The organism is Kribbella sp. NPDC051936 (assembly GCF_040680955.1).
Classification (GTDB): Bacteria; Actinomycetota; Actinomycetes; order Propionibacteriales; family Kribbellaceae; genus Kribbella.
This window is the reverse complement of record NZ_JBFAXS010000006.1, coordinates 154,532-171,709: the sequence shown is the minus strand read 5'-3', so window position 1 is coordinate 171,709 and position 17,178 is coordinate 154,532. Positions and strand designations below refer to the sequence as shown.

Below are 17,178 nucleotides of genomic sequence, written 5' to 3'. Positions count from 1 at the left end.
CGACCGGGCGCGGCAGACCTGCTTACTTACCGAGCTTGCGGCGCTGCACCCGCGTCTTCTTCAGCAGCTTACGGTGCTTCTTCTTCGCCATACGCTTGCGGCGCTTCTTGATTACGGAACCCACGGTGGACCATCCAAACTCAAAGAGAACGTCGGCAAAGCTTACCCGGAGGTCGCTTCCCCGACCTAAAGCAGGCTCCGTAGGTAGGGTGGACACGGACCTGGGGAGGCTGGATGAAGGCCCGTAAGACTGCGCGGTACGACGGTCTGGCGGAGTGGTACGACGAGCGGTTCGTGGTCGACGCGGAGCCGCATCAGCCCGGTCTGCTGGACCTGCTCGGGCCCGGATCCGGGCCGTGCCTGGACATCGGCTGCGGCACCGGACGCAACTTCGGCACGATCCGGGTCAGCGGCCGCACCCCCGTGGGGCTGGACTACTCGATCGACCAGCTCGGCCGTGCCCGGACGCGCACCGACGGCCCGCTGCTGCACGGTGACGCCGCGGTCCTGCCGTTCGCCGACGCGTCCTTCGGCACGGCGGTCTCGATGTGGATCTCGACCGATGTCGACGACTTCGGCGCCGTCCTGCGAGAGGCGGCCCGAGTGCTGCGGCCGGGCGGCATCCTGGTCGCGTACGGCGTGCACCCCTGCTTCAACGGACCGCATATCGTCTACGAGGACGACGGTCGCCGGACCGTGCATCCGACGTACCGCCAGTCGGGCTGGCACACCGACATGCCGTGGTGGGGCGAGGACGGCATCCGCCGGCGGATCGGCATGTCCCACCTCACCCTGGCCGACTACCTGAACGCCGTCGTCGACAGCGGTCTGGTCATCGAGCGCTTCGAGGAGCCCGGCGGTTACGACATCCCGCACGCACTCGCGTTCCGGGCGCGGAAGGCTTAAGCCGCCTTTCGGATCGCGACCGGGGCGATCGGCTCGGTCAGGACGGCCAGGTGGGGTGTGGCGGTCTTGGTGCTGGTGCTTGCGTAGGCGGCGGGAGTGAAGGCGACGGCGGCCAGGCCCAGGGTCGCGATGGTGCCTACGGCAACGCTCTTGACGAAACGGATCGGCATCGGGAGCCTCCTTCAGGTTGGTGATTCCATCCTGGTCTCCCGGCCTGCGACGGTGCTGCGGGATTCCTGGGAGGTCCTTGGGAGGTCCGGGTACCGTGGCGGCATGGCGTACGTCGTGTTTCTCGCCGGGTTGGCGGCGGTGCTCGCGGGGCTGACCTGGTTCGCCCGGTGGGCCAAGCGCCACGGTCGCGGATCCGGGGTGGCCGGCGCGCTGGCGGCGTACGAGGAGGCGTACCGGACGACCGCACACGAGTCGCACCACGAGCTGCGTCGGCAGGCCGACCGGAAGTCCGAGTCCGGCTCTCCGGACGACTTCTAGCCGAGGTAGCCGGCGATCGGGCCGAGGGTGAGCAGGCCGCTGCCGGCCGCGTGTTCGCCGGCCGCCGGCGCGAGAGCAGCTCGCGCTCTCGCCAGCAGCTCGGGGTCTCTGGTGCTGTGGGCGGTGAATGCCCAGTACGCCTCGAAGAGCAGCCCAGGCGGCGGATCCGGCGATCCGTACACCCACGGGGCGTGCGGTCCGTAGTCGGCCTCGGGGATCGGTTCGTCATGCCGTACGGCGTGCGCGGCCAACGCCAGCGGCAGAAGCCCCTCGCTCAGGCCGGGCATGCCCGCGCCGTCGAGCAGCGCGGCAGCTGCGCGGTAGGACTCCGGGGTGTCGTCGCGCAGCGCGGCGTACCAGCGGGTGAAGACGGCGACCAGCGGCAGCTCGTGCCGGGCGGCCAACGCGTCGGCGGCTGCGGCGTGGTCGTCGGCCGCGGTGTGATCGGCTCTCGCGCACGCGGACTGCAGACGGATCAGGTGGCCGAGAACCTCGTAGGTAAAGAGGTTGTGGCGCTGCGCGAGTGTGACGAGCTCAGCACCGATCACGTCGCGTTCGGGCGCCAGGCCGGCGCGGTAGCAGGTCTGCATGAACCGGCCGTTCAGCGCGAACGCGAGCAGCGCGGGATCGTCGAGACCGCGGGCGAGTTGCTCGGCCTCGAGCGCTGCCTCGCGGGCCCGCGGCGACCGGGAACCGCGGGACTCGAGCGCGATCGTGGCGAGCAGCCGCGCGCGGGGGCCGGCGTGATCCTGTGTCGGCAGCACCCGTTCCGCCGCCGCGACAATCGCGGCCGCCTGCGCCTCGTCGTCGGAGCGGGTCCAGATCGCCGGTACGTCGTACGCGCCGATCACGCGCGCGGTGAGATCGGGGTCGCCGAGTTCCGCGGCCGCCGAGATGGCGGCGAGGCGATGCCGGCGGGCCGCTTCCAGGCCGCCGCCTCCGGTGACCGCGAGGTTGCGCAGCAGGCCGACCGTCGACTCGATCCGGGCGCGGGTGCCGCCGACGGCACGGTCGTACGCGGCGGTGGTCTCGGCCCAGACGGTGCCGGTCGGCGTCAGATGCGCCGCCTGGTTGAGGATGTCGCCCTCGAGCCGGCTCAGCGCGGGACCGGGATCGACGCCGAGCTGATCCACCAGGGTCTCCCGGGCACGGCGCAGTACGGCGAGAGCGTCGCCCTGGCGCTCGCTCCGGTACAGCGCGAGCGCCAGCAACCGCCACGCGTCCTCGCGCCACGGATGTTCGGTGACGTGTGCGTCGAGATCCGGCACCGCCTCGGCGGCTCGTCCCAGCTCCAGCCGCGTCTCCGCGACCCGCTCGACCACCTGCAGCCGCAGCTCGGTCAGCCGGGCGCGCTCGGCCGACGCCCACGGCTCGTCCACGAACTCGGCGTACGCCGGCCCTCGCCACAAGGCCAATCCGGCCAGGAGTTCCGGCAGCAGTTGCTCCGGGGGCAGCGAGGCCCTGGCCGAGGTCTCGAATCGCCACGCGTCGACGTTGTCGGTCTTCAATGCGTAGCCAGGGCCGGACGTCACCAGCAGCCGGGCCGGTTGCCTGGGCGCTCGGTCGGGCTCGATCGCGCGGCGCAGCGCGGCCACGAACGTCCGCACGGCGCTCAGGGCGCCGTCGGGCGGATCGGCCCACAGGTCGTCCACCAGCACGCTCGCCGGCACGACCCGCCCTCTCGCCACGATCAGCCGCGCGAGGACCGCCCGGTGCCGCCGGCCCTTCAGGTCGACCGGTCCCCCGTCCCGGGCCACCACCGGTCCCAGCACCCCGAACTCCACGCGGCCACGGTAGCGCTCATCCGTTGCTCATCCGGATCCGCGACGCTGGTCGGCATGTTGATCGAAGGCTTTGAGTACCAGCAGGTCGAGGGCACGGACGGGGTCGACCTGAACGTGGCCGTCGGCGGATCCGGTCCGCCGATCGTGTTGCTGCACGGGTTTCCGCAGACGCACCTGATGTGGCGGCACGTCGCTCCGGCGCTGGCGGCGGATCACACCGTGATCTGCCCGGACCTCCGCGGGTACGGCGAGAGCGGCAAACCGGCCGACGGGTACTCGAAGCGGGCCATGGCGGCCGATATCGTCGCGGTGGCCGGTCGGTTGGGTCATCGGCGGTTTGCGCTGGCCGGGCACGACCGGGGAGCGTTGGTGGCGTTCCGCGCGGGTCTTGATCACCCGGATGCCGTCTCCCATCTGATGTGTCTGGACGTTCTGCCGAACCTCGACGCGTGGGACGTCATGCAGGGAGCCGGTGCTGCGGTCGGCTTCCACCTCTACCTGATGGCGCAGCCGCCCGGCCTGCCGGAGCGGATGATCGCGGCCAGCTCGGACGAGTTCTTCGGGTACTTCCTGGATCAATGGGTGAACGATCCCGCGGCGATCCCGTCCGACGTCCGCGCGGCGTACCTGGAGGCTTGCCGGCGGGCAGTGCCGTCGATCGTCGCGGACTACCGCGCCACGGCGACCGTCGACATCGCCCACGATGAGCAGGACCTTGCCCGCGGCAACAAGTTGCGCATGCCGGTGACCGTGATCCAGCAGGACTGGGGCACCGCCCTCGGCTTCGACGCCGCCGCCCGCTGGAAAACCTGGACCACCAACCTCCACCACCAAACCACAACCTCCGGCCACTTCATGGCCGAAGAATCCCCCACCGAGATCACCACAGCGATCCGGGCGCTCCTCGACCGCTAGACGGATGCCCCCTCGAGGTACACCGCGGACTCCGCGAGCTCGGACAGGGCGTCTGGCAGCGACGTGCTGATGATGTGGCCGTCGCGCTTGACTGGGGTGCCTGCGACCAGGACTGTGTCGACGTTGCCGGGGTGGGCGGATGTCACCACAGTGGCCACTGGGTCGTGTAGGCCGCCGGCGAGGTTGAGGTCTGTGGCCCTTAGCAGGATCACGTCGGCCTGATTGCCGACGGCAAGCGATCCTACGTCGGGCAGGCCCAGTGCACGCGCACCGGCGGATGTTGCCAGCTGCAGGATCTCGGCGGCGGAGAAGGTCGGGTAGCCGAGGGAGAGCACCTCGTGCATGGCGCGGAACATGTCGCCGCCGGCTGTTGTCACGACGTCGATGCCGAGGCTGAAGTCGACGCCGGCTGCTCGCAGGCGGCCGGCTAGTGGCTGGCCCATCTCCATGCGGGCCTCGACGGTCGGTGTCGCGGAGACTGCCGCGCCGGTCTCCGCGATCACCTTCAGCTCGGAGTCCGGCAGGTTGTTGCCGTGCACGTACAGCGTGGTGGGCCGCGCCAGTCCGGCGTCCCGCAACCGCGTGACCGGATCCGGTGTGTCCGAGCTGCTGCTGATGTGCACCACGACCGGCACATCGAGCGAGTCCGCCAGCTCCCAGTCCGCCCGCACGGTCTCGAACGGCGCGAACGACGGCCCGATCGCCGCCACCGCGAGCCCGAGCCGCCCGGAGCGGCGGGCCAGCACCCGGCGCATCTCCCCCGCCTCCACGGCGCCGCCGCTCAACGGCGACGGCCCGTAACCGAAGACGGCCCGGATGCCGCTGCGCTCCAGCGCGTCCAGCGCCGCGTCGGCGTGGTCGGGGGTGCGCTGGACGTGTGAGTAGTCCTGCACGGTGGTGATCCCGGCGTCCAGGCACTCGAGGGCGCCGACGAGGTTGCCTGCGGCAACATCCTCCGGCCGGAACCGCGACCCGTAGGCACCGAGCACCCGCTCGAAATAGGTCCCGAGACCGGCGTCGACCGCGATCCCCCGCAGTGCCGTCTGCCACAGATGCCGATGGGTGTCGACGAAACCGGGCAGCACGATCCGCTCCCGCGCGTCGATCACCTCCGCGTCGACCTCCAGCCCCGGCCCGACCGCGGCGATCCGTCCGTCCTCGATCAAGACATCGGTGTCCCGGCGGACGACGACCTCCGGGTGGGTGTCGATCACCGTCCCGCCCTTCAGCAACAGCCTCACGAGCATCTCCCTCAGTAGAAAGCTTTGAGGAAAGCTATCATCAAAGAAAGCTAGGCTGTCAACCGTGACCGACGACCCTGTGGACCGGGTGATCGCCTCCTGGGAGCACGAGCTGCCCGAGGTGCTCTATCCGACCAGCGAGCTGACGAAGCGGATCATGCTGCTCGCCGGCGAGCTGAACTCGGCGACCCGGCGGGTGCTCCGCGACCTGGAGCTGACGATGGCGGAGTTCGACGTGATCGTCTCGCTGCGCCGGTCCGGGGCGCCGTACCGCCAGAAGCCGTCCGACCTGGTCCGGATCCTGTTGCTGTCCTCCGGCGGCACCAGCAATGTGACGAACCAGCTGGTCCGCCGCGGCCTGGTCGTCCGCGAGCCCGACCCGGACGACGGTCGCGGGACGCAGGTCCGGCTGACCCCGGAGGGCATCAGCCTCGCCGAGCAAGCTGTGAAGGCCAGCTCGGCCGCCCACGCCGAGCTGTGGGCCGACATCCCGGCCGACACGCTCGAGGCGGCCACCGCCGCGCTACGAGGCCTGTCCGCCCGCGGCCGGTGAACCTCGCGCGGACATACAACGAGGCGGCCCGACCCAGAAGGGCCGAGCCGCCTCGTTCTCGTTGTTATCCGGCTTGAAAGAAGGCGCCCTTGAGGTAGTCGTGCACGGCGTCCTCCGACACCCGGAACGAACGACCCACCCGCACCGCGGGCAGCTCCCCGGAGTGCACCAACCGGTACACCGTCATCTTGGACACGCGCATGGCCGTGGCGACTTCCGCCACGGTCAGGAACTTCACCTCGGCGAGCGGCTGCTCACCACCGGACTTCTTTGATGCCATTGCGCACCGCACTTCCAGCACGGATCGTGCGCCGGCTTCCCCTCCGGCACCTCCGTCCGTGCATGTCACGAGCGTAGTGGCTGTTGGTACGAATGGGAAAGAGGGGGACTCGTGTGACTCACCAGCTCGGATCGAGACCGAGCAGCGGGAAGCTCGCGTCGCGGGTCGCCTTGATGGCGCGGTCCAGCCAGGTGTCGGGGTTGTAACCGGTCGACCAGTCGACGTACGACGCGTCACGGCCGTCGGTCATCCGCAGCGGCGCGACCCGCCCGAACCGCAGCTGGACCTCCTCGCGCCAGGCGTCCGGCACCGGCGTCGCGGGGTCGATCGGCGTACCGGCGACGATCGCCAGCAGATGCGTCCAGGCCCGCGGCACGACGTCGATGATCGCGTACCCGCCGCCGCCCGTGGCAACCCATTTCCCGTCCGCCACCTCGTGCGCGAGGTCGTGCAGCGCGACGTACGCCGCCCGCTGCCCGTCGATCGTCTTCGTCAGGTGCGCCAGCGGGTCCTCGACGTGCGAGTCGCAGCCGTGCTGCGTGACCAGCACGCTCGGGCGGAACGCCTTCACCACGTCCGGTACGACGGCGTGGAACGCGCGCAGCCAGCCCGCATCCCCCGTGCCGGGCGGCAGCGCGACGTTGACCGCCGTACCCTCGGCGCCCGGCCCGCCGGTCTCACCGGCGCTTCCGGTGCCCGGGAAGAGTGTGGTCGGCGACTCGTGCAGGCTGACGGTCAGCACCCGCGGGTCGTCGTAGAACACGGTCTGGACGCCGTCCCCGTGGTGGACGTCCACGTCGACGTACGCGACCCGCTCGGCGCCGTGGTCGAGCAGCCACCGGATCGCGATCGCCGGGTCGTTGTAGACGCAGAATCCGCTGGCCTGGTTGGGCATCGCGTGGTGCAGGCCGCCGGCGACGTTCGCGGCGTGCAGAACGTCCCCCTCCCAGACCGCGCGGGCCGCCTCCACGGTCGCGCCGGCGATCCGCGCCGAGACCTCGTGCATGCGCGGGAAGCAGTACGTGTCCGACGTGCCCAGGCCGTGCACCGGATCGGCCTCGTCGGGGTGGTCGCCGGCCGCTTTCACCGCGGCCACGTACTCGGTGGTGTGCACGGTCTCGAGCAGCGCGTCGTCGGCGGTCGGCGCGGGCGCGACCTTGAGGTGGTCGAGGACGCCGAGCTCACGGGCGAGCTTGATGGTCAGCTCCACCCGGATCGGACTCATCGGGTGTCCCCGGCCGAAGTCGTACGCCGTCAGCCCGTCGTCGAACACCAGCAACGCCTCACCGCTCATGCCCTCGACCTTAACCGTCGCGCCTGCGCAAGCGCGGGTCCGAAGCCGCTCCAACCGGGTTGAGCGGGGTCCGGGCTCAACAGGCACGGACGGCGCGACACCCCTCCCTGGCCGCGCCGGCCCCGCCAGCGGTCCAACAGTCGATTCATCGGCGCCGGACTGCAAAGCGTTACAGATTTTGCCGTCGGAGGCGCAGAAACCGCAGATTCTGGGTCCGCCGCGGCGTCGGGCGACTGCGGACAGTGAGATTCGGACTTGCGAGTACCCTCGGTCGGCCGCCACAGTTCTCCGGTGAGGCAAATGAAACCCAACCGGCGGCAGATCTTTACAGTAGGAGCGGCGGCCGCGGCCGCCGCGACGGTGGCCGCCTCGACCGAGACCGCATCCGCCACCACGTCGTCGGACACCGGGCCGTACGGCTCCGGCGTGCTCGGCTCCTGGGCCGGTGCGACCCGTGCCATCTCCACCGCGGCGCAGTTCCAGCACACCCGTGAGACCAACGGCGTGTTCATGTTCGGCGACAGCATCTCCGTGCAGGACGGCAAGGCGCTCGCGATCCGGCTGCAGGACCGCGACGGCAGCCAGCTGGCTGTCAACAACTGGTCCAGCCGGCCGACGTCCGGCGCGGTCGACGCACTCCAGCAGTGCGCGTCGGCGTACGGTCTGCCGCGGCGCGTGCTGATGGCGAGCGGGTCCAACGACATCTTCGACCCGCCGAAGTTCGCCGCCCAGGTGGCCCGGGCGGTCAGCATCGTCGGGCAGAACCGGATCCTGTACTGGGTCAACATCCAGGTCGTCCGCAAGAGCGTGACCTCGACCGTGCAGCTCGCCGACCAGCGGAACAGCTCGTGGCTCAACATGCAGCTCTACGACCAGCAGGAGAAGTACCCGAACCTGCGGATCATCCGGTGGGCCGAGTGGCTCTGGGTCAAGCCGTACCGGCTGCTCAACTACCTGCGCGACGGCGTGCACCCGACGGTGCCGCTCGGTCAGGACGCCCGCAACGAGCTGATCGTCCAGTCGCTCGTCCAGCGTTGAATTCCTTCCCCACCCCACCGCCCGGTCGGTGAGATATGCTGGCAGCGTGAACACGAACTTGCAGCTGTGGTGGGCCGCCTAGGGCGGTCCACCCGGCGTGTTCGCACGCAGCCACTGAGGCCGCCTCGCCGAGGCGGCCTTTTTCATGTCCTCGGTGAGGCCTCACACACCACCGAAAGGGCACGATCATGACCTCGCTTTCCGGCATCACCCCGTCCGGCCGGCTGACGCTCGGCAACCACCTCGGCGCGCTGCGCCGGTTCACCGACCCGGACGGTTTCTACTTCGTCGCGAACCTGCACGCGATGACGACCAAGCACGATCCGCGAAGACTCGCCGCGCTGACCCGCGAGTTCGCGACGCTGATGCTCGCGGCCGGTGTCCCGGAGGGCACCGTCTTCGTCCAGTCCGACGTCCCCACGCACGCCCAGCTCGCGTACCTGCTGGAGTGCACGTCGTACGTCGGTGAGCTGTCCCGGATGATCCAGTACAAGGAGAAGGGCAAGGGTCGCCCGATGACGCGGGCCTCGCTGTTCACGTACCCGTGCCTGATGGCCGCGGACATCCTGCTGTACGGCGCGGAGCAGGTCCCGGTCGGCGGCGACCAGGACCAGCACGTCGAGCTGGCCCGGGACATCGCGATCCGGTTCAACCGCGAGTACGGCGACACGTTCGTCGTACCGCAGCTGAACAAGGCGGCGCTCGCGACCCGGGTGAAGGACCTGCAGAACCCGACCGCGAAGATGAACAAGTCCGACGCCGACGACGCGATCGGCACGATCCGGCTGCTGGACCCGCCGGACGTCATCCGCCGGCAGATCATGCGCGCGGTCACCGACTCCGGGAACGAGGTCCGGCACGACGAGGCGGACAAGCCGGGCATCACGAACCTGCTGGAGATCCTGGCGGCCTGCACCGACGGCGATCCGGTCGAGCTCGCGAAGTCCTACGCGTCGTACGGCGCGCTGAAGCAGGACGTCGCGGACGCGGTGCTGGCCGTCATCGAGCCGCTGCAGAAGGAGTACGCGCGGCTCACGACCGACCGCGGCGCGATCGAGGACCTGCTCGCGCAGGGCCGGGACCGGGCGCTCGAGGCGAGCACACCGCGACTCCGGGCGGCGTCCCGCGCGATGGGTTTGGCAGGATCACCTGTATGAAGATCCGCGCCGCTTCGTTCAACATCCGCAACTCCTCCGCGCCCGACGGCGACAACGCCTGGCCGGTCCGGCGGAAGGCAACGGTGGCGGCGATCGAGCACCTGGACGCGGACGTGGTCGGGCTGCAGGAGGTGCTGCCCGACCAGCTCGACTACCTGCGCTGGCGGTTCCCGAAGCACGAGCTGGTCGGCGCCGGCCGGGACGACGGCATGAGCGCGGGCGAGCACGCCGCCGTCCTGGTCCGGCCCGGTGACTGGCGGATCGAGCGGCACGAGACCCGCTGGCTGTCCGACGACCCCGGGACGCCGGGATCGATCGGGTGGGACGCCGACCTGACGCGGGTCGCGACCCTGGTGTGGCTACGGCACCGCAACGGTACGACGGTCGGCCTCGTCAACACGCACTACGACCACGCGGGCGAGGTCGCGCAGCTGCAGTCGTCCCGGCTGATCGCGCGCTGGATCACCGGGTCGCTGCCGTGGATCGTGATGGGCGACCTGAACGCGACACCGGACTCCCCGCCGCTGAAGACGCTGGTGGACTCCGGGCTGCGGCTCGCCGTACCGGCCGCCGCGGGCGGCAGCTGGCACGACTTCACCGGAGCGACCGACGACGACCGCATCGACCACATCCTCGTCACGAAGGAATGGACCGTGACCGAAGCGGCCGTCTCGCACTACCGCCCGGACGGCCGCGTGCCGAGCGACCACTGGCCGTTGTTCGCGACGCTAGAACTTCAGTAGGACCTCTTCGCGCAGCCGTTCCAGCGCGTCGAACCGCCGGTTGCCCTCACCGAGGAACGCGTCCGGGACCAGCAGTTCGTCGATCCCGGCCGCCGGGTACTGCGCGACCACGTCGAGCACCTCCTGGGCCGACCCCATCACCACATGGGCCCCACGCTCCTCCAACCGGGCCTTCCGCTCGGTTGCCTCGGTGTCCCCCGGCTCGACGATCTCGAGGAAGGTCTGGGCCGACCGCCTGACGGTCCGGGGATCCCGCCCGACCCGCTCGCAGTGCTGGGCGAACACCTCGCCTTTCTGCGCCGCCAGATCGGGACGTCCCCAGTGGTTCCACTCGTCCGCGTACCTGGCAACGATGCCGAGGGCAACCTTTTCGCCGGAGGCGCCGATCAGGATCGGGAGCTGCGCCGGCTTCGGCTCACAGGGCGCGTCCGACAGCTGGTAGTACTTGCCGTCGAAGGTCGTCCGCTCCTGCGTCAGCAATCCCTTGATGACCTGGCACGCTTCCTCGAAGCGCTTGAGCCGCGGCCCGATCGCAGGGAGCTCGATGCCGTACGCCGCGTGCTCGTTCACCTGCCAGCCCGCGCCGATGCCGAGCACGAACCGGCCGTTCGCCATCTGGTCGATGGTCGCGGCCGCGTTCGCCACCACGGCCGGATGCCGGTACGTGTTCCCCAGCACCATCGTGCCGACCCGGACCCGCTCGGTTCGCGCGACGATCCCGGCGACCAGCGCCAGCGCCTCGTTCACCGGAACGCTCAGGTCGTCCCCGTTCTGCATGAAATGGTCAGCGATCCACACGCCGTGCCAGCCGGTCCGCTCGGCGTACTCAGCACCTTCAAGCACCGACTGCCAGCTCCGGGAGGCCGCAGGCCACAAAGAGAAGTCCATACCCCGACCCTACGGTCGCCCACCCCGACGCCCACCACGCCGCCGCCCACCGCCGCCACCGCCCTACCCGCGGTCCGTTTGAGTGGTGAACCCCGCATGTTGCCCGTTCACCGTTTGCACCCAGCACGGGAAGGGGCACGGCAGAAGGTTCACCCCCGAAACGGCCCTGGACGGCGGCCGGCGGCCGGCGGCGTGGTTTTGGCAGGTTCACCTCGGAGCTTGCCCGTTTCCCCGGTGGCATGCGGACTGTCAACGGGCGCGCTCGAAGGTTCACCACTCAAACGGCCCTGGACGGCCGGGTGGGGTGGGGCGGGCGGAGGGCGGGGGCGGGCGGAGGGTGGGAGGTGGGGTGAGGTGGGGTGGTCAGGTGTTTTCCTGGGCTGCGAGGACGGCTTCGCCGTTCTCTTCCGCCCACTCCGTGAGCAAGCGGATCGGGCCCATCAGCGTGCGCCCGAGCTCGGTCAGGTCGTACTCGACGCGGGGCGGGACGCCGCCGTGGTGCATGCGCGTGACCAGACCGTTGGTCTGCAGGCGGCGCAGGGTCTGGGTCAGCACCTTCTTCGAGATGCCGCCGATCAGTTCGAGCAGCTCGGAGTGCCGTCTGGCGTGATCGTTGAGACCCCACAGCACCACGACCGCCCACTTGTCGGCGATCAGCTCGACCGCGAGCCGGGCCGGGCAATCGGCCAGGAAGACATCTCCGGGTTCCACTCCGTGCACAGCGGTCAGGGTACCCAGAGGTTCCCACGGCGCTGTCTAGCGTCTGCCGCATGAACAGACTTCCCGAGAGCAGCTACCGGCTCTTCGACGAGCCGAAGGACGTCACGATGATCACGATCGACCCGGACGGGTCGCCGCAGGCCGCGCTGGTGTGGGTCGGGCGGGACGGCGAGGACCTCCTGATCGGCGTCGAGGAGAAGCATCGCAAGACCCGGAATCTGCGCCGGGACCCGCGGATCACGTTGCTCGTGCAGGACGACCGGATCAGCCCGCGCGGCCTGACGCAGTACCTGGTCGTGCGCGGAACCGTGCAGTTGGAAGGACCCGGCAACCCGGCGTACAAGACGCTGATGGACCGGCTGGCGCGGAAGTACCTCGGCCAGGAGACGTTCCCGTTCGGCAGCGAGCAGGTGTACGCCGGGGCGACGGTCGTGCGGGTGCGGGTCGAGAAGGTGACCGGGGAAGGGCCGTGGGCGGTCAGATGACGATGTGCCAGCGGAGCAGGAAGGCGCCGATGGAGAGGACGACGTAGAGCAGGACGAGCGCGGCGCCGATGCCGGGGCGCGGGCGGTGGCGGCGGACCGGGGTGGTCAGGGAACGCTCGCGCAGGGCCTCCATCACCGCGGCGACCTCGGCCGTGCGGTCGGTGGGAATGCCGTTGATCTCGTGCTCGTCCGGGCCGCGGGTGAGCACGACGTTGTCGTCGCCGACCTCGATCTTGCCGACGTCCTGCCAGGCCAGGCTGCGGATCAGCATGCTCGTCCGCGCCTTCAGGCCGCTCGGGAACAACTCGACGCGGTACAGCACGACGCCGCCGGCGACCCGGACGACCGATGCGCCGATGATCGTCAGCAGCGCGACGGCCAGCATGTCGCGGGCGCCCATCCACAGCCACGAGTTCAGCGCCGGCACGACGACGAACGGCAGCACGAACAGCGTCCAGGCCCACCACGGCGCCGGGTCCAGCGGCACTCGCCACGGGAGCGGCGGCACCTCCTGCTGCGGCGCAGGCGCGGCGACCGGCTCGACCGAACCATTAGTCATGGGCGGACTCATCCCTCGAACATGGTGGGAAACCTCGGCGCCCACCTTAACGCCACCCGCGCGAGAGGTGTTACTCGGCGGCCAGGGCCCGTGACCGGTTGCGAGCGGCCTCGATCGCGGACAGGAACGCGGCGCGGACCTTGTGGTCCTCGAGCTCCCGGACCGCGGCGGCCGTCGTACCGCCCGGAGAGGTGACGCGCTCGCGCAGGACCGTCGGGTGTTCGCCGGTCTCGCGCAGCAGCTTCGCGGATCCGACCACGGTCTGCACGACCAGATCGGTCGCCGTGCCGCGCGGCAGGCCCATGTGCACGCCGGCCTCGATCATCGCCTCGACCACGAAGAACAGGTACGCCGGGCCGGAGCCCGAGATCGCGGTGACCGCGTCCTGCTGCTTCTCCGGCACCCGGATCACCCGGCCGGTCGCGGCCAGCAGGCTCTCGGCCAGCTCCAGGTGGCTCTCGTCGCAGTGCGCGCCGCGGGAGATGGCGGCCATCCCCTCGTCGACCAGGGCGGGCGTGTTCGGCATCACCCGGACGACGGCGACGCCTTCCGGCAGCCGCGACTCGACGAAGTTGGTGGTGATACCGGCGGCGAGCGAGACGACGGTTTGCGACGGCCGGACCGCCGGGGCGATCTCGGCGAGCAGGTCCGGCATGTCCTGGGGCTTCACCACCAGGACCAGCGTCTCCGCCTGCTTCGCGGCCTCCACGTTCGACACGACGTCGACGCCGTACCGCTCGCGCAGCTCGGTGGCACGCTCCTCCCGGCGCTCGGTGATCAGGAGGTCCTCCGGTCGCCGCCCGGCCCGAATCAGCCCGGACAGCAACGTCTCCCCCATCACCCCGGCCCCGAGAACGGCCACCTTTGCACTCATGCCCACAGACTACTGACGAACTGCTCAGATCCCGGTCCCGCTGCCCACCAGGCGGGACATAGGCTCTCCTCTCCCACTCCTCCGCCCCGAGAAGAGACCGCCCATGCGAATGCTGCGCGCCCTCGCCGTCCCCGCCGCCGCTCTCCTGCTGGCCGGCGGCCTGACCCAAGTCACCGCCGCCGCACAAGCCGTGGCCGCCCCTGGAGCTGCCGCCGTCGTACAGGCCGCCGACACCGACACGGACGACGGCGACACCGGAACCCTGACCAACCCGACCATGGCCACCGTGGTCGCCCCTGCGGCGATGTCGACGGCAGGCTATTCGTACACGTCGCCCGTCGACCACTGCATCCTCTACGGCTACGAGATCGGCGCCACCTGCTACCAGTGGGTCGGTGACGATCAGTGGGTGGTGGACGGCATCGCCAACGGCTGGGCCGCCGTGGTGCACGTACAGACCAACTACGGCAAGGACCGGTACTGCCAGGCGCTCCCGTCCGCTGACGGCTGGGGGAAGTGCAACTACGACCACGTCGAGGGCAAGTGCGTCCGCTGGCAGATGTACGAGCTCAAGGACGGGGACACCCGGAACTTCACGGGCTGGAGCGCCTGGTACGGCACGCAGTACGGCTACCCGTGCTGATTACTTCCTGCTGATCAAGGAGCGGGCGAAGAACTGCAGGTTGGCGGGGCGCTCGGCGAGGCGCCGGACCAGGTAGCCGTACCAGTCCTCGCCGTACGGGACATAGACGCGGACCGTGTGGCCGAGGCCGGCCAGCCGGAGCTGCTCCTCGGGGCGGATGCCGTACAGCATCTGGTACTCGTAGCTGCCCGGCTTGCGCCGCGCGCGGTCGGCCAGCGCGCCGGCGATCCGGATCAGCCGCGGGTCGTGCGACGCGATCATCGGGTAGCCCTGGCCGTTCATCAGGATCTTCAGGGCGCGGACATAGGCCTTGTCGACCTGGCGCTTCTCCTGGAACGCGACCGACTCGGGCTCCTTGTAGGCGCCCTTGCAGAGGCGGACGCGGGAACCGGCGTACGCGAGGTCGCGGCAGTCGGCCTCGGTACGCCGCAGGTACGCCTGCAGGACCGCGCCCGTCGCCGGGAAGTCCTGGCGCAGCTCGCGGAGGATCCCCAGCGTCGAGTCGGTCGTGGTGTGGTCCTCCATGTCCAGCGTCACCGTCGTGCCGGCATTGCGGGCGGCGAGGCAGATCGTCCGCGCGTTGTCGAGCGCGATCTTCTCGCCGTCACCGGGCAGCGCCTGCCCGACCGCGGACAGCTTCACCGAGACCTCGGCGTACTTCGTCAGGCCGGCCGCGGACAGCTTCTTGAGCAGCTCCAGGTACGCGTCGGCGGTCGCGGTCGCGGCGGCCGGATCGGTGACGTCCTCGCCGAGATGGTCGAGGGTGACGCGCAGCCCGTTGCTGACCAGCTTCTCGGTGGCCAGCACCGCCTCCGGAGCGGTCTCACCGGCGACGAAGCGCGCGACGATGCCACTGGACACCGGCAGCGACGCCACCGCCTTCTTGATCTGGGGGCTGCGGGACATCCCCAGCAGCATTCGCCGAAGCACTCCGTGTTCCTCCTCAACCAGGGGTCACTGGTTCGATCGTCGCACCCCTGCTTGTTAGAGGATGCGCCCATGCCCATCTTCAAGCGCCGCCGCCGGAACGCCGTGGAGGCCGACCCGATCGGCGCGTTCTGGTCCTGGTGGTCGAGCACCGGAGCCGGCGGCGTCGCGGACGCCGTCAGCCGCCGGGAGCCGACCGGCGCGAACGCGGAACTGAACGAGCGGGTCGCCCGCATCCACCCCGACCTGGAGTGGGAGCTCGGCCCCGGGCTGCACGCCGAGCACGTGCTGATCGTCACCGCGGCGGGCAACCCGGCGCAGCGTGCGATCGCCCGCCGCTGGCTGCGGGCCGCCCCGCCGTCCGACCAGGTCTGGGAGTACGCCGACCTGCGCCGCCCCGGGCCCGCGGTGACGTTGCAGTTCGACGGGCTCCCGCCGGTCGCGATCGACGAGTCGCTGGTCTCGATCGAACCCGACGCGGCGGCGGTGCACGTCGGCGTCCACCACCCGGTGTTCTCGTCGCTGCCGGTGGACGCGCAGCGGCGGGTGACGTTCCTGATCCTCGACCTGGTGCTCGGCGAGGAGATGGTGGAGACATGGGTGGGCGCGATCGACACGCTGCCGGACGCGCCGCAGGACGCCGTACCGGTGACCGAACTGCTGCCGGCGGTGGCCGGGTTCGCCGCCGAGCACACGCTCGAGGACGGCAGTCCGGCGTGGAAGATGCTGGAGGGGACCCGCGACGGGCAGCGAGTGATCGCGACCGCCGAGTACCCGCTGCGGTCGATCCGCCGGCCGCATCTCGACACCCACGTGGCGGTCGCCATCCACTATCCCCTGGTCCGCGACGACGGGCTGCCCGAGTCCGAGATGCTCGACGAGCTGCGGGCCTTCGAGGACCACCTCACCGATCGCCTCGGCGGCTCCGGCAACCTGCTCGCCCACGAGACGTCCGCCGGCGTCCGGATCCTGCACTACTACGTCGACGGCACCACGCCCGCCGATGCCCAGCTCCAGGCCGCCACGACCGGCTGGCCGCACGGCAAGGTGGCGCTCACCGCGTCCCCCGACCCCGCCTGGCAGAACGTCGCGCACCTGTCGGGGTGATGCAACCTGGGAGTCCGGGCTTTTCGTCTTGAGGGGGAGATGGAGAGTGGAGGCGCGGATGTCGGAGCGAGACCAGGAGTTCGTCGAGTTCGTCGAAGGAGCCGAGGCGGCGTTGCGGCGGACGGCGTTCCTGGTGTCGGGTGACCGGCACCGGGCCGACGACATCGTCCAGGACGCGCTGTACAAGCTGTACCTGGCCTGGCCGAAGGTACGGCGGACCGGCAACCCGTTCGCGTACGCCCGCCGGACGGTGGTCAACGCGGCGTACGACGGGAAACGCCGGCCGTGGCGCCGGGAGGTGGCGATCGCCGACGTACCGGACCGGGCCGGGGACGACGACTTCGCGGTCGGGCACGCCGACCGGGTCGAGGTCCTGGCGGCCCTGCGATCGCTCGGTCCGCGGCAGCGCGCCTGCGTCGTCCTGCGGTACTACGAGGACCTGTCCGTCGAGCAGACCGCGGACATCCTCGGCTGCTCCACGGGCACCGTGAAGAGCCAGGCGGCACGTGGTCTCGAAACTCTCCGACGAGCCATCGACCAGCGGCGGACGAGCCGGGCGCTGTGAAGGAGAACGA

At 70.5% G+C, this 17,178-nt stretch carries 22 protein-coding genes; 11 read left to right on the top strand and 11 right to left on the bottom strand.

Annotation, left to right across the window (positions count from 1 at the left end; translation table 11 throughout):
• Window positions 1-22: 22 nt before the first annotated feature.
• The gene (locus tag AB0L64_RS21905) at window positions 23-124 is read right to left on the bottom strand and encodes an AURKAIP1/COX24 domain-containing protein (RefSeq protein WP_008356322.1); all 102 of its coding nucleotides are present in this window, start codon (window positions 122-124) and stop codon (window positions 23-25) included.
• A 110-nt stretch (window positions 125-234) separates the two neighbouring features.
• Here AB0L64_RS21905 and AB0L64_RS21900 point away from each other — a divergent pair, with 110 nt between their 5' ends.
• Complete coding sequence (locus AB0L64_RS21900) at window positions 235-906, top strand: class I SAM-dependent methyltransferase (protein ID WP_363712681.1); 672 nt, start codon at window positions 235-237, stop codon at window positions 904-906.
• On the opposite strand, the gene AB0L64_RS21895 is transcribed toward AB0L64_RS21900, so the two are convergent.
• On the bottom strand, window positions 903-1,076 hold the full coding sequence (locus tag AB0L64_RS21895; RefSeq protein ID WP_363712679.1) for a hypothetical protein: 174 nt from the start codon (window positions 1,074-1,076) through the stop codon (window positions 903-905). The genes AB0L64_RS21900 and AB0L64_RS21895 overlap by 4 nt on opposite strands.
• 103 nt (window positions 1,077-1,179) lie before the next feature.
• Here AB0L64_RS21895 and AB0L64_RS21890 point away from each other — a divergent pair, with 103 nt between their 5' ends.
• Window positions 1,180-1,395, top strand: a complete 216-nt coding sequence (locus tag AB0L64_RS21890; protein ID WP_363712677.1) for a hypothetical protein — start codon at window positions 1,180-1,182, stop codon at window positions 1,393-1,395.
• On the opposite strand, the gene AB0L64_RS21885 is transcribed toward AB0L64_RS21890, so the two are convergent.
• Window positions 1,392-3,179 (bottom strand): BTAD domain-containing putative transcriptional regulator, encoded by a 1,788-nt coding sequence (locus AB0L64_RS21885; RefSeq protein WP_363712675.1) that lies wholly within the window; start codon window positions 3,177-3,179, stop codon window positions 1,392-1,394. The genes AB0L64_RS21890 and AB0L64_RS21885 overlap by 4 nt on opposite strands.
• Window positions 3,180-3,233: 54 nt before the next feature.
• Here AB0L64_RS21885 and AB0L64_RS21880 point away from each other — a divergent pair, with 54 nt between their 5' ends.
• Window positions 3,234-4,094, top strand: coding sequence for an alpha/beta hydrolase (locus tag AB0L64_RS21880; protein WP_363712673.1), 861 nt, complete (start codon window positions 3,234-3,236; stop codon window positions 4,092-4,094).
• On the opposite strand, the gene AB0L64_RS21875 is transcribed toward AB0L64_RS21880, so the two are convergent.
• Window positions 4,091-5,335 (bottom strand): amidohydrolase family protein, encoded by a 1,245-nt coding sequence (locus AB0L64_RS21875; RefSeq protein WP_363712671.1) that lies wholly within the window; start codon window positions 5,333-5,335, stop codon window positions 4,091-4,093. The genes AB0L64_RS21880 and AB0L64_RS21875 overlap by 4 nt on opposite strands.
• A 64-nt stretch (window positions 5,336-5,399) precedes the next feature.
• Here AB0L64_RS21875 and AB0L64_RS21870 point away from each other — a divergent pair, with 64 nt between their 5' ends.
• Entirely contained in the window at window positions 5,400-5,888 is a 489-nt protein-coding gene (locus tag AB0L64_RS21870; RefSeq protein WP_363712669.1) for a MarR family transcriptional regulator, read from the top strand.
• A 64-nt stretch (window positions 5,889-5,952) separates the two neighbouring features.
• Here AB0L64_RS21870 and AB0L64_RS21865 read toward each other — a convergent pair whose 3' ends face one another.
• Together AB0L64_RS21865 and AB0L64_RS21860 are read right to left on the bottom strand one after the other, a co-directional pair.
• Window positions 5,953-6,168, bottom strand: a complete 216-nt coding sequence (locus AB0L64_RS21865; protein WP_012923942.1) for a helix-turn-helix domain-containing protein — start codon at window positions 6,166-6,168, stop codon at window positions 5,953-5,955.
• A 118-nt stretch (window positions 6,169-6,286) separates the two neighbouring features.
• Entirely contained in the window at window positions 6,287-7,462 is a 1,176-nt protein-coding gene (locus AB0L64_RS21860) for an acetoin utilization protein AcuC (RefSeq protein ID WP_363712667.1), read from the bottom strand.
• A gap of 300 nt (window positions 7,463-7,762) precedes the next feature.
• On the opposite strand from AB0L64_RS21860, the gene AB0L64_RS21855 reads away from it, so the two are divergent.
• From AB0L64_RS21855 to AB0L64_RS21845, 3 genes are all read left to right on the top strand, one after another.
• Window positions 7,763-8,500, top strand: a complete 738-nt coding sequence (locus tag AB0L64_RS21855; RefSeq protein WP_363712665.1) for a hypothetical protein — start codon at window positions 7,763-7,765, stop codon at window positions 8,498-8,500.
• A 188-nt stretch (window positions 8,501-8,688) separates the two neighbouring features.
• Window positions 8,689-9,657, top strand: a complete 969-nt coding sequence (trpS, locus tag AB0L64_RS21850; RefSeq protein WP_363712663.1) for a tryptophan--tRNA ligase — start codon at window positions 8,689-8,691, stop codon at window positions 9,655-9,657.
• The gene (locus AB0L64_RS21845; protein ID WP_363712661.1) at window positions 9,654-10,400 is read left to right on the top strand and encodes an endonuclease/exonuclease/phosphatase family protein; all 747 of its coding nucleotides are present in this window, start codon (window positions 9,654-9,656) and stop codon (window positions 10,398-10,400) included. Before trpS ends, AB0L64_RS21845 begins: the two co-directional genes overlap by 4 nt.
• On the opposite strand, the gene AB0L64_RS21840 is transcribed toward AB0L64_RS21845, so the two are convergent.
• Together AB0L64_RS21840 and AB0L64_RS21835 are read right to left on the bottom strand one after the other, a co-directional pair.
• Window positions 10,386-11,288 carry a TIGR03560 family F420-dependent LLM class oxidoreductase gene (locus AB0L64_RS21840; protein WP_363712659.1) on the bottom strand — a complete coding sequence of 301 codons (903 nt, stop codon included), beginning with the start codon at window positions 11,286-11,288 and terminating at the stop codon, window positions 10,386-10,388. The two genes, AB0L64_RS21845 and AB0L64_RS21840, sit on opposite strands and share 15 nt — an antisense overlap.
• 363 nt (window positions 11,289-11,651) lie before the next feature.
• Window positions 11,652-12,008: a helix-turn-helix domain-containing protein gene (locus tag AB0L64_RS21835; protein ID WP_363712657.1), complete on the bottom strand. Its 357-nt coding sequence runs from the start codon at window positions 12,006-12,008 to the stop codon at window positions 11,652-11,654.
• 50 nt (window positions 12,009-12,058) lie between these two features.
• Here AB0L64_RS21835 and AB0L64_RS21830 point away from each other — a divergent pair, with 50 nt between their 5' ends.
• Window positions 12,059-12,493 (top strand): PPOX class F420-dependent oxidoreductase, encoded by a 435-nt coding sequence (locus AB0L64_RS21830; RefSeq protein WP_363712655.1) that lies wholly within the window; start codon window positions 12,059-12,061, stop codon window positions 12,491-12,493.
• Here AB0L64_RS21830 and AB0L64_RS21825 read toward each other — a convergent pair.
• Entirely contained in the window at window positions 12,486-13,052 is a 567-nt protein-coding gene (locus tag AB0L64_RS21825; protein ID WP_363712653.1) for a hypothetical protein, read from the bottom strand. The genes AB0L64_RS21830 and AB0L64_RS21825 overlap by 8 nt on opposite strands.
• Window positions 13,053-13,122: 70 nt before the next feature.
• Window positions 13,123-13,926 carry a pyrroline-5-carboxylate reductase gene (proC, locus tag AB0L64_RS21820; protein WP_363712651.1) on the bottom strand — a complete coding sequence of 268 codons (804 nt, stop codon included), beginning with the start codon at window positions 13,924-13,926 and terminating at the stop codon, window positions 13,123-13,125.
• A gap of 103 nt (window positions 13,927-14,029) precedes the next feature.
• Between proC and AB0L64_RS21815 the strand changes: the two genes are divergently transcribed.
• Window positions 14,030-14,569 (top strand): hypothetical protein, encoded by a 540-nt coding sequence (locus AB0L64_RS21815; RefSeq protein WP_363712649.1) that lies wholly within the window; start codon window positions 14,030-14,032, stop codon window positions 14,567-14,569.
• Here AB0L64_RS21815 and AB0L64_RS21810 read toward each other — a convergent pair whose 3' ends face one another.
• Window positions 14,570-15,499, bottom strand: coding sequence for a proline dehydrogenase family protein (locus AB0L64_RS21810; protein ID WP_363712647.1), 930 nt, complete (start codon window positions 15,497-15,499; stop codon window positions 14,570-14,572).
• 69 nt (window positions 15,500-15,568) lie between these two features.
• Here AB0L64_RS21810 and AB0L64_RS21805 point away from each other — a divergent pair, with 69 nt between their 5' ends.
• Both AB0L64_RS21805 and AB0L64_RS21800 read left to right on the top strand, forming a co-directional pair.
• The gene (locus AB0L64_RS21805; protein ID WP_363712645.1) at window positions 15,569-16,603 is read left to right on the top strand and encodes a DUF695 domain-containing protein; all 1,035 of its coding nucleotides are present in this window, start codon (window positions 15,569-15,571) and stop codon (window positions 16,601-16,603) included.
• Window positions 16,604-16,661: 58 nt separating this feature from the next.
• Entirely contained in the window at window positions 16,662-17,168 is a 507-nt protein-coding gene (locus AB0L64_RS21800) for a SigE family RNA polymerase sigma factor (RefSeq protein WP_363712643.1), read from the top strand.
• Window positions 17,169-17,178: the final 10 nt, after the last annotated feature.

What these genes read in the sequence shown, in the direction of transcription:
- AB0L64_RS21880 (WP_363712673.1), top strand. Translation starts at nt 3,234, where the DNA reads ATGTTGATCGAAGGCTTTGAGTACCAGCAGGTCGAGGGCACGGACGGG.
- AB0L64_RS21800 (WP_363712643.1), top strand. Translation starts at nt 16,662, where the DNA reads ATGTCGGAGCGAGACCAGGAGTTCGTCGAGTTCGTCGAAGGAGCCGAG.
- AB0L64_RS21845 (WP_363712661.1), top strand. Translation starts at nt 9,654, where the DNA reads ATGAAGATCCGCGCCGCTTCGTTCAACATCCGCAACTCCTCCGCGCCC.
- AB0L64_RS21860 (WP_363712667.1), bottom strand. Translation starts at nt 7,462, where the DNA reads ATGAGCGGTGAGGCGTTGCTGGTGTTCGACGACGGGCTGACGGCGTAC.
- AB0L64_RS21830 (WP_363712655.1), top strand. Translation starts at nt 12,059, where the DNA reads ATGAACAGACTTCCCGAGAGCAGCTACCGGCTCTTCGACGAGCCGAAG.
- AB0L64_RS21815 (WP_363712649.1), top strand. Translation starts at nt 14,030, where the DNA reads ATGCGAATGCTGCGCGCCCTCGCCGTCCCCGCCGCCGCTCTCCTGCTG.
- AB0L64_RS21865 (WP_012923942.1), bottom strand. Translation starts at nt 6,168, where the DNA reads ATGGCATCAAAGAAGTCCGGTGGTGAGCAGCCGCTCGCCGAGGTGAAG.
- AB0L64_RS21895 (WP_363712679.1), bottom strand. Translation starts at nt 1,076, where the DNA reads ATGCCGATCCGTTTCGTCAAGAGCGTTGCCGTAGGCACCATCGCGACC.
- AB0L64_RS21825 (WP_363712653.1), bottom strand. Translation starts at nt 13,052, where the DNA reads ATGACTAATGGTTCGGTCGAGCCGGTCGCCGCGCCTGCGCCGCAGCAG.
- AB0L64_RS21805 (WP_363712645.1), top strand. Translation starts at nt 15,569, where the DNA reads ATGCCCATCTTCAAGCGCCGCCGCCGGAACGCCGTGGAGGCCGACCCG.
- AB0L64_RS21840 (WP_363712659.1), bottom strand. Translation starts at nt 11,288, where the DNA reads ATGGACTTCTCTTTGTGGCCTGCGGCCTCCCGGAGCTGGCAGTCGGTG.
- proC (WP_363712651.1), bottom strand. Translation starts at nt 13,926, where the DNA reads ATGAGTGCAAAGGTGGCCGTTCTCGGGGCCGGGGTGATGGGGGAGACG.
- trpS (WP_363712663.1), top strand. Translation starts at nt 8,689, where the DNA reads ATGACCTCGCTTTCCGGCATCACCCCGTCCGGCCGGCTGACGCTCGGC.
- AB0L64_RS21900 (WP_363712681.1), top strand. Translation starts at nt 235, where the DNA reads ATGAAGGCCCGTAAGACTGCGCGGTACGACGGTCTGGCGGAGTGGTAC.
- AB0L64_RS21890 (WP_363712677.1), top strand. Translation starts at nt 1,180, where the DNA reads ATGGCGTACGTCGTGTTTCTCGCCGGGTTGGCGGCGGTGCTCGCGGGG.
- AB0L64_RS21855 (WP_363712665.1), top strand. Translation starts at nt 7,763, where the DNA reads ATGAAACCCAACCGGCGGCAGATCTTTACAGTAGGAGCGGCGGCCGCG.